Raw genomic sequence first — 8,744 nt, 5'->3', positions numbered from 1 at the left:
ATGGTATGACACACAACGACTTGGCCACGATCGAAATGTCCAACGGATCACGGACACTGCATATGGAGTGGGACGATCCCGGACTCGCGGTAATGGGCCTGATGCAGCTGTCCCGCGACGAACTGTTGGAGCGTCTGCGGTCCGGCGATCTCCCGCAGCCGCCGCTGGCCAGGCTGCTCAACATCGCGGTCGTGGAGGCCGAGCCGGGCCGGATGGTCTTGAGTCTCACTCCGGACGAGCGGCATGTGAACTTTCTCGGCGTTGTCGGTGGCGGCGTCGTCACCACTGTCCTCGACATCGCGACGTGGGGTGCGGTCCATTTGTCGTTGGAAGACAAGTCCCTGGTCACGACGGTGAGTATGAACACGAACTTCCTGCGCGGAGTCTCCCACGCCCAGGGGACACTGCACGCGATCGCTCGGACCGTGCACGTCGGCCGGACGACGGCAGTTGCCGAAGCGCGTCTCGTCGACGCAGCCGACAAGACCTATGCGACGGCGACCGCCAGCTTCGTCCGGATGGGAGGCTGAACCGCGTAATTCCCTTCTTCATCCCGGCGGACGCCGGAACCCAGGAGAGTGTGGCTCTCCTGCCGCTTCCGCAGGTTGACCGCGTTACGCGGTCAACCTGCGGGAACGTGCAGCTCGATGACGGGAGAAGTTGGGTGCCTACCCGCAGTTCAGATCTCGGCCGCCAGGCGGGTGCCCTGCTCGATGGCGCGCTTGGCATCCAATTCACCGGCCGCATCGGCGCCGCCGATGAGATGCACACGCACACCTAGGATTTCGAGCTGTTCTTTCAGGTCTCGGACAGATTCCTGGCCAGCGCAGACGATGACGTTGTCGACGTCGATCACACGCCGACCTTCCCGCTTCTCGCCGAAGCTGATGTGCAGACCGCGATCGTCGATCCGCTCGTAGTTGACCCCGCCGATCTGCTTGACCCCCTTGGCCTCCAGAGCGGCGCGATGGATCCAGCCGGTCGACTTGCCCAGCGTCGTTCCGAACGGGCCCGACTTTCGTTGCAGTAACTTCACTTCCCTGATGGCAGGGGCGGGCTTGGGCGTCGTCAACTGCCCAGGGGCGTGATCGTCGTCGGTGACACCCCACTCCTCCTGCCACTCCTCGAGTTTCAGCGCGGTATGCCCGGCGACCGTGAGGAATTCGCTGACGTCGAAACCGATTCCACCCGCGCCGACGACGGCGACGCGCTTGCCTACGGGCCTTTCCGCCCGGATCAGCTCTGGGTAGGACAGCACCATCGAGTGGTCGATTCCCGGGATATCGGGAATACGTGGCCGCACGCCGGTGGCCAGCACGACCTCGTCCCAGTTACCCGCCGCAAGCTGCTCGGCTGTGGCGTGGGTGTTCAAATGTACTGTGATACCGGTGAGTTCGAGCTTTCGGTGGAAGTACCGGATCGACTCGTTGAACTCCTCCTTACCGGGAATACGGCGAGCCAGGTCGAACTGGCCGCCGATCTTGTCGTCGGCTTCGAAGAGCTCGACGTGGTGACCGCGCTCGGCCAGACCGATTGCCGCCGACAGTCCTGCCGGGCCGGCGCCGACGACGGCGACGCGTTTGGCGCGGCGGGTGGGCAGGAGCTGGAGCAGTGTTTCGTGGCAGGCGCGCGGATTAACCAAACAGGACACGGTCTGTTTGGTGAAGGTGTGGTCGAGGCAGGCCTGGTTGCAGGCGATGCAGGTGTTGATCTCGTCCACCCGGGATTCGGCGGCCTTGTTCACCCATTCCGGGTCGGCCAGCAGCGGACGGGCCAGCGAGATGAGGTCCGCGTCGCCCCGCTCCAGGATCTCTTCGGCGACCTCGGGCATGTTGATCCGATTCGACGCACACACCGGAATCGACACATGCGCTTTGAGTCTGGCGGTGTATCCGACGAACGCGGCCCGCGGCACGGAGGTGGCAATGGTCGGTACCCGCGACTCGTGCCAGCCGATGTCGGTGTTGATGATGTCCACCCCGGCGGCTTCCAATTCCTTCGCCAGCTCGATGATGTCCTCGAAAGTCTGTCCATCCTCCACGAACTCGGCTAACGACATTCGGAACATGATGAGGAAGTCCTCGCCGACCGCGGCCCGGGTCCGGGCGGCGATCTCGACCGGGAACCGCCGTCGGTTCGCCGGCGAACCGCCCCAGCCGTCGGTTCGGGTGTTCGTGCGCGGCGCGAGGAACTGGTTGATCAGGAAGCCCTCGCCGCCCATCAGCTCGATGCCGTCGTATCCGGCCGATTTCGCCAACTCCGCGCAGCGCACGTGATCAGCGATCGTCGATTCGACGCCCTGCTCGGACAATGCCCGAGGCTCGAACGCGACGAGCGGCGACGCCACCGTCGAGGCCGACACATTGTTGGGAATATTCGAATCGCGGCCCGCATGCAGGATCTGCAATGCGATCTTGGCCCCCGCCTGGTGTACCGCCGTGGTGATGCTGCGGTGTCGCTTGGCATCGGCCCCGGTGAGCATTCCACAGGCGAATGGCCACAGCCAGCCTTCACGGTTGGGGGAATACCCGCCGGTGACGATCAGACCCACGCCGCCGGCGGCCCGTTCGGCGAAGAATGCGGCCAGCCGGTCGATGTGCCAATCCCGGTCCTCGAGGCCGGTGTGCATCGAACCCATCACCACGCGATTGCGCAGTGTGACGCGCCCCAGCTGGAGCGGCGACAGCAAGCGCGGAAAAGCTGAACTCATGCGATGAACCTAATGACACGCGTCCACTCGCGCAACGGGAGCGAACGGCCATCCAGTGCACCCACGGAATGTGTCTAGATGATATAAGGGCTTGGATGTGGGCGCGGAGGTCTCATACTGCACGATGTTCGCGCAGGTCGGCTCCATTCCGCAGCGTGAGGTAGCGCAGGACCACGCGGGCCAGCGACCCGATCGAGAAGCCGAGATCTGCTGGATCCTGGAAAGCTTGGGGCGCCACCCCGGTGCTCAGTCGTCGCTGTGCGATGCCGGACACCCATCAGTGCTCGATGGCAAACTACCTTCTCAGCCTCGCCGCCGCTCGGCCCTCGTGGGGATGCGGTGCCCGTCACCACAACGACACAGCGCGCCCCGACTGGTGACTACACCTCGTCCCCTCGGATGTCCCGAGGCCGCTCAGGCAATACGGATCACCGCATGCCGGTGCGACCTCGGGTACATCCACGGTCGGTGGAATCTATTCCACCCTGACCTGACTCAGAGCACGACACCACCGACGAAGGCGCCGATCACGGCACCGGCGACGAGGCCGATGAACAAGCCGGGAATAGCGCCGACCACCAGGAACAGAGCACCGACCAGCGTGCCGATGACGGCGCCGATCGCGGCACCGACGACGACGCCGCCCACGACACCGACGGCGCCGATGTCCTTCAACTGAGCGACATTCTGGTTGTACTCCGCGATGTCGCCGACGGCGGTGGACTTGTCTGCCGGCCTGAGTGTCAGGGCCGTGCCTTCCGTATTGATGTCGGGGCTCAGCCGAACCTGCTGTCCCGAAGCCTGGAAGGACATCGGCAGGCTCGCGACTACGACACCGTCGGGAGCTGTCACGGTAATCGCGGTCGCGTCGGGGGTCAACGCGAACCGGCCGGACTCCAAGGTGGTCGTCACCCCTGTGCGGTCCTCGGACAATCCACTGGTGTAGGTGACTCCTCGGTCGGTTCCGCTCGTCGAAGTGGAGGTGATGGTGCCTGGACCCGCGTGGGCAGTACCGGCCGCGATCCCGGTAGCCGCGATGGCCAGCAGCGATGTGACGACGAATTTCTTGATTCTCATGTGATGACCTCACTCTCGGTGCCGGTCGATCGATCGGCACCGCCGTTGAATCGGAAAATTCCAGCGGCTCACATCATTCCACCGAAGTGGCCGGATGAGAAGACTTAAAAAAGCTCTTACCGTTCGAGATGATCGCTTGTCCAAGTTGGCATCTCGCGCGGAGCGGCCATCCGCGTCAGTCCCGCCGGTTTTGCCCGCCTTGCCCGGTGATACTTCGACCAACCCATGACTTCGGTCCGGCCGATCTCGCTTGACGGCCGGCCGGACCGACCACGTCGAGCCTCGGTCGCCGGACTCGTTGGAGGGCACCACCAGCGCACGTCACGAGCCGCGGCGTCCCCGGATGGATGTAGCCGATATGGCACTCGCAGACCGCGAGCGGATACGGGCACGGTGCCAGCACCGCGCTCGAGTCCGACAGCTTGAAACAAGATCGTCATATGGAGAGAGAGGTTAAACTTGCAGCAGTTGAGCGCCTCACGCCGACCGCCGGTCGTTCCTGCGGGATCGGGTATTCCTCGCGAACGCCGGCATCTCCTGGACCGAGAACGGGGTTACCTAGGTGGCTCGGGCGGAGGTGGATGAGCTCGACTGGCTCACCGGCACGGTCACCGAGATCTACGCCCTCGACCGAAGTGCCGGCGTAGGGAGCGAAGGGGGCACCGGGGGCCGAGTGAACGACGTGAATCGACGCGGCGCGGACCGACTGGCCCAGATCGCAATGAAGGACCATGTCGGCGGCGGGCTCGGCGTCCATCCCAGCGAAATCCACGCTGAGGTCGCCAGATCCCGGGCCAGTTACAGCGACGATGTCTACTACCTGCGGTAACCGTCCTGGCCACATCCGGTGGTTGGAGACACATGGCCGGTCCTCCAGGTAGCGGCCACCTGAAATTCCTGGTGTTCCGGCACACCATTGGAGGAGTTTCGGGCAAGAACGCCACCTCGTGGCCGTTGATATTCCACAATCTGATACATGCCCAAGCCCTGCCTGCTACTGCAGTTGCGGCCCGAGCGAGTGGCCGCGGACGACGAATACCACGCCATCCTGCGCGCGACCGAGCTCGACGTCGGCGACTTCGTGCGGGTGCAGATGGACCAGGCATTTCCCGACATCGACTTCGACGATTTCTCGGCGATCATCGTGGGTGGTGGCCCGAGTAACGTCAGCAGTCCCGACGACAAGAAATACGACTACCAGAAGAGGTTCGAGCCCAAGCTGAAGGACCTGACCAGCGAGATCGTTCAACGAGATTTCCCGTATCTCGGCGCGTGCTACGGATTGAGCACCCTGGCGGACGTGCTCGGTGGAAAGGTCAGCGAGGAACGGTACGGTGAGACCGTCGGCGCGCAGACGATCGAATTGACCGACGCCGCCCACGACGATCCTCTCCTGCGGAGCATACCGCGGTCGTTTCGGGCGTTCGTCGGCCACAAGGAGGCCTGCCAGGAGGTTCCGCCCGGCGCGGTATTGCTCGCCGGGTCGGCTGGTTGCCCGGTACAGATGATCCGAGTCGGGCGGCACGCGTATGCCACTCAATTCCATCCGGAACTGGACGGCAACGGACTCGCACTGCGCATCCAAACCTACCGGCACGCCGGCTATTTCGACCCGGGTGAGGCGGACTATCTCACCGCCCTCGGCCACCGAGAATCGGTCACCGTGCCGAGTGAGATTCTGCGTCGATTCACCACCCGATATTGCGGCAGCCGCAGCATCACCGCCTAGTCTCGAGCTCCTTTTTTCGCGGTGGCCTTGTCTGGATCATCGGCTGCGGTCCGCCTGCACGCTACGGGCCCGCGACCGGGGACAGGCAGCTGGCCGGTGGATCGACAAGAAGGCAGATGGCCGGGCCGCGGGTGGGGCGGTAGTCGGCGGGGACACCGCCCTCGGCGACGATCCGGGTGTAGGTGCCGACGGCGTCGGTGGGGCGGCGAGTAAGGGTCGGGTCGGTGCGCACGTCGACGGTGTAGAGGCCGAATCGTGGTGTGTAGCTACCCCATTCGTAGTTGTCGGTGAGGCTCCAATAGTTGTAGCCGATCACGTCGATACCGTCGGCCTTGGCGCGCTGGATCCAATAGACGGTGTCGCGGAGATGATCGCTGCGGGTGTAGCCGTCGCCGCGGGGACGGCCGTTCTCGGTGGGCATGCCGTTCTCGACGATGTAGAGCGGCTTGTTCGGGAAGCGGCGCGAATAGTATTGCAGCGCATAGTAGATGCCCTCAGTGCGCAAGGGCAGCTCCCAGATGTGCGGCCCAGGCATGTTCGGCATCGCCGATCCGCTGGCCCGCGCGATGGACGAGAGCAACGATTGCGCCGGATCGTAGGCGAAGTAGTAGTCGACGCCCACATAGTCGAGCCGGTCGCCGATGCGGTCGACGAGCGCACCGTTGACCTGGGCCTCCGAGCCGGCGACATAGCCGACGTTGCTGGTCACCTGGGCGCCGGGCCGGATCTGGTGGATGTAGTCGTAGATGATGTTGTGTGCCTGCGCAACCCGCTCCAGCATCTCGGGCGCGTCGGCGGCGCCGTTGCGGGCCTCGTGCACGATGTAGGCGACCGGCTCGTTCACGGTGACCCACAGCGGATTGTGGGATGCATAGCGGTCGACGACCTTGCGCATGTTGGTCAGCCAGTCGTCGACCATGCCCGGACCGCGCCAGCCACCGCGGTCGGCGGCCCATCCGGGGTACACCCAGTGGTCCAAGGTGATCATCGGCCGCATCCCGGCCTGCTCGATACTCGCGATGACCGCGTCGTAGAAACGGAACGCGGCCTCGTCCCAGACCCCCGGAGCGGGCTGCAGCCGGGCCCATTCGATTCCGATCCGGAACACCCGCACGCCAAGGTCGGCCGCCGTGCCGACGTCCGACGCATAGCGGTCGTAGAAATCGACCGAATCGTGAAGGGCGTCGTAATCGTGGTTCGCGGAAATGTAACGTGTCCAATTGCTATCGGGCGCATGGCCTTCGGACTGGAATCCGGAGGCCGCGACCCCCCAGAGGAATCCCGCGTCGAGTGGCGGTAAGGCGGCGGCCGGCCGAATCAGTGGGGCGGCCGGGGAGTGCGTGCAGAGCAGTAGGGTCGACGCGGCGGCGGCGAGCGCGGCCAGGACGTACCGACGGATCCGGGATCGCATCAGCTCAGAGTAACTGGATACGCTCCGAATCGTTGGAAGATCCGCGTGTCCCGATATGCTCTACCGCCGCGCGGAGGATCATGTGGGTGGACATGCCGCGGCCGCGTCGTGGATTCCCACTCGACACAAGTTGAGTCGAGGATATTGGTCCACATGGCCGACGTCGAGCGATCAGGGCGGATCGGCTATCGACGGATCTTCCACCGCCACTGAAGAAGCCACTTTCCCACTGAGGTAACCCGTGCGTGTAGCGGAGTCTTCGGTGCGGATCTCGCCTCGTCTTCGTTGTGCTCGCGGTGCGTGGATCGGTTGCGCGGCAATGTTTGCCGTGGTCGATGAGCCTGAAGCGGCCACTGCCCGCTCGAATTCAGTCCTCCCCGGATTCGTTGTGCGCAGCATCCGATCATTCATGCCCGAAACGCGTATGAGCCGACCCGCCGTGCGGATAGCTGCAAAGTAGCTGATGGATGTGAATGTCGGGCGCATCCTGCGCCGATTGATCGACTCGACGTCATGCAGTCGCGGCACCGACCGATGAATCCCGACGATCAGGCTCGCCTGCACTTTTTCCGGCACTTCCTGGCAGTGGTCGACCAGGGCGGCATCGACCGGTTCATCGCGGCGCAGCGCGGATCGTTGATGCGAACCCTGGTCGAGGTGACAAGTGATCTCAGGACCCATCCGCCAGAGCGAATTGTTCGACGAGGTGCGGCAAGACCAGATCGGTTTGTTCGATCGCCGCGGAGTGGCCGGCCTTGGGAATCGTGACGGTACGGCCGTGTGGGCTCGCGTCGGCGATGTTGTCCGAGGAGATCGGAGTCGGGTACGCGCTGTCCTCCTCACCGGCGATGGCGAGCACCGGCACCGTGCACTGGTGGAGTTCCTCGACTACTCGCTTCCGGGTGACGACACCGTAGGCGGCGTCTCCGATGGAGGGGCCGAGTTCGCGGATTCTTTCCCGCCAGGTGGAGATGAGCGAGCTGTTGTTCTGCAGGGTCCAACGGCCGAACATGATCGCGAGGATGGAATCGATCACCTGCGCCGCGCCGTGCTCGGTGAGATGAGCGACCAACGGCTCGTAATCGGCGCGCCGGTACTCTTCCTCAGCTGAGGACCCGATAACCGTGCAGGTGCGAATGAGATCGGGGCGCCGTGCCGCGAGCCGCAACCAGACGAAGCCACCGAGGCTGTTGCCGATGACGTGGCACGGTCGCCATCCTCGAGCCTCGATGAACGCCGCGGCATCGGCGGTGAGGATCTCGACGTCCAGATCTTCCCGCCGCTCGGCGCGAGCGCTGTCGCCTTGCCCTCGATGGTCATAGGCGATCACCAGATAGCCGCGTTCTGCGAGCAACTCCATGAGCGGGTACCACATTCGTCGGTCGAGGAACAGGCTATGGCTGCACACGACCGGCCTGCCCTCCGCCGGTCCCGCCATGCTGTAGGCCAGCGCCGTTCCATTGACCTGAGCAGTTTCATGAACCAGATCGAATGCCATGAAGATTCCTCCCTGAGGGCAGCTCGAGCGGTATGACCGTGTCGGGGTCGGTGGAATGTGTTGCGGACCTCTAGTATTCGATGCGCCAGGGTGTGGGGATGGCGATGTCTTCGCCGAGGCCGCCTCAACCGAGTCCCGGAACAGGGCTTGTCCATCCACCGGAGGGTTCGACGGCACTGTGCGACGCGAGCAGATCGATCTTTGTTGTGGGTGCTGACTTGCCGGTGGCGTGCGTGCACCGCACTCGCGTTGCGCGGGCACTCGATCGTCACTCCTGCATCGGGAGGGCCGGACAGTCGCGGGCACGTTCTTCTGCCGG

Annotated in this window: 9 protein-coding genes; 3 read left to right on the top strand and 6 right to left on the bottom strand. The window is 64.4% G+C overall.

Annotated elements, in window-relative coordinates; genetic code table 11:
- Nucleotides 1–5 precede the first annotated feature (5 nt).
- Nucleotides 6–530 carry a PaaI family thioesterase gene (locus OH799_RS08350; protein ID WP_357269104.1) on the top strand — a complete coding sequence of 175 codons (525 nt, stop codon included), beginning with the start codon at nucleotides 6–8 and terminating at the stop codon, nucleotides 528–530.
- 149 nt (nucleotides 531–679) lie between these two features.
- Here OH799_RS08350 and OH799_RS08345 read toward each other — a convergent pair whose 3' ends face one another.
- The 3 genes from OH799_RS08345 to OH799_RS08335 form a co-directional block, all read right to left on the bottom strand.
- The gene (locus OH799_RS08345; protein ID WP_406277431.1) at nucleotides 680–2,710 is read right to left on the bottom strand and encodes an FAD-dependent oxidoreductase; all 2,031 of its coding nucleotides are present in this window, start codon (nucleotides 2,708–2,710) and stop codon (nucleotides 680–682) included.
- 112 nt (nucleotides 2,711–2,822) lie between these two features.
- Nucleotides 2,823–2,984 carry a hypothetical protein gene (locus OH799_RS08340; protein ID WP_406277428.1) on the bottom strand — a complete coding sequence of 54 codons (162 nt, stop codon included), beginning with the start codon at nucleotides 2,982–2,984 and terminating at the stop codon, nucleotides 2,823–2,825.
- 221 nt (nucleotides 2,985–3,205) lie between these two features.
- A complete protein-coding gene (locus OH799_RS08335; RefSeq protein WP_406277425.1) occupies nucleotides 3,206–3,787 on the bottom strand; it encodes a hypothetical protein in 582 nt (193 codons plus the stop codon).
- Nucleotides 3,788–4,349: 562 nt separating this feature from the next.
- On the opposite strand from OH799_RS08335, the gene OH799_RS08330 reads away from it, so the two are divergent.
- Nucleotides 4,350–4,616 (top strand): hypothetical protein, encoded by a 267-nt coding sequence (locus OH799_RS08330; RefSeq protein ID WP_406277422.1) that lies wholly within the window; start codon nucleotides 4,350–4,352, stop codon nucleotides 4,614–4,616.
- 147 nt (nucleotides 4,617–4,763) lie between these two features.
- Nucleotides 4,764–5,516 carry a glutamine amidotransferase gene (locus OH799_RS08325; protein WP_406277419.1) on the top strand — a complete coding sequence of 251 codons (753 nt, stop codon included), beginning with the start codon at nucleotides 4,764–4,766 and terminating at the stop codon, nucleotides 5,514–5,516.
- Nucleotides 5,517–5,577: 61 nt separating this feature from the next.
- Here the strand turns inward: OH799_RS08325 and OH799_RS08320 are convergent, their stop codons facing one another.
- From OH799_RS08320 to OH799_RS08310, 3 genes are all read right to left on the bottom strand, one after another.
- Nucleotides 5,578–6,927 carry a family 1 glycosylhydrolase gene (locus tag OH799_RS08320; RefSeq protein WP_406277416.1) on the bottom strand — a complete coding sequence of 450 codons (1,350 nt, stop codon included), beginning with the start codon at nucleotides 6,925–6,927 and terminating at the stop codon, nucleotides 5,578–5,580.
- A gap of 171 nt (nucleotides 6,928–7,098) precedes the next feature.
- Entirely contained in the window at nucleotides 7,099–7,608 is a 510-nt protein-coding gene (locus OH799_RS08315; RefSeq protein WP_406277413.1) for a hypothetical protein, read from the bottom strand.
- Nucleotides 7,598–8,425 carry an alpha/beta fold hydrolase gene (locus OH799_RS08310; protein ID WP_406277410.1) on the bottom strand — a complete coding sequence of 276 codons (828 nt, stop codon included), beginning with the start codon at nucleotides 8,423–8,425 and terminating at the stop codon, nucleotides 7,598–7,600. The genes OH799_RS08315 and OH799_RS08310 overlap by 11 nt, the downstream gene beginning before the upstream one ends.
- Between the last annotated feature and the right edge of the window lie 319 nt (nucleotides 8,426–8,744).

It is taken from the genome of Nocardia sp. NBC_00881, assembly GCF_045207455.1.
GTDB lineage: Bacteria > Actinomycetota > Actinomycetes > Mycobacteriales > Mycobacteriaceae > Nocardia.
This window is presented reverse-complemented; position numbering and strand designations above follow the sequence as displayed.

Bases quoted from the DNA above. Each gene is read 5' to 3' on its own strand.
- OH799_RS08350 (WP_357269104.1), top strand. From the start codon at position 6: ATGACACACAACGACTTGGCCACGATCGAAATGTCCAACGGATCACGG.
- OH799_RS08345 (WP_406277431.1), bottom strand. From the start codon at position 2,710: ATGAGTTCAGCTTTTCCGCGCTTGCTGTCGCCGCTCCAGCTGGGGCGC.
- OH799_RS08335 (WP_406277425.1), bottom strand. From the start codon at position 3,787: ATGAGAATCAAGAAATTCGTCGTCACATCGCTGCTGGCCATCGCGGCT.
- OH799_RS08325 (WP_406277419.1), top strand. From the start codon at position 4,764: ATGCCCAAGCCCTGCCTGCTACTGCAGTTGCGGCCCGAGCGAGTGGCC.
- OH799_RS08320 (WP_406277416.1), bottom strand. From the start codon at position 6,927: ATGCGATCCCGGATCCGTCGGTACGTCCTGGCCGCGCTCGCCGCCGCC.
- OH799_RS08315 (WP_406277413.1), bottom strand. From the start codon at position 7,608: ATGGGTCCTGAGATCACTTGTCACCTCGACCAGGGTTCGCATCAACGA.
- OH799_RS08310 (WP_406277410.1), bottom strand. From the start codon at position 8,425: ATGGCATTCGATCTGGTTCATGAAACTGCTCAGGTCAATGGAACGGCG.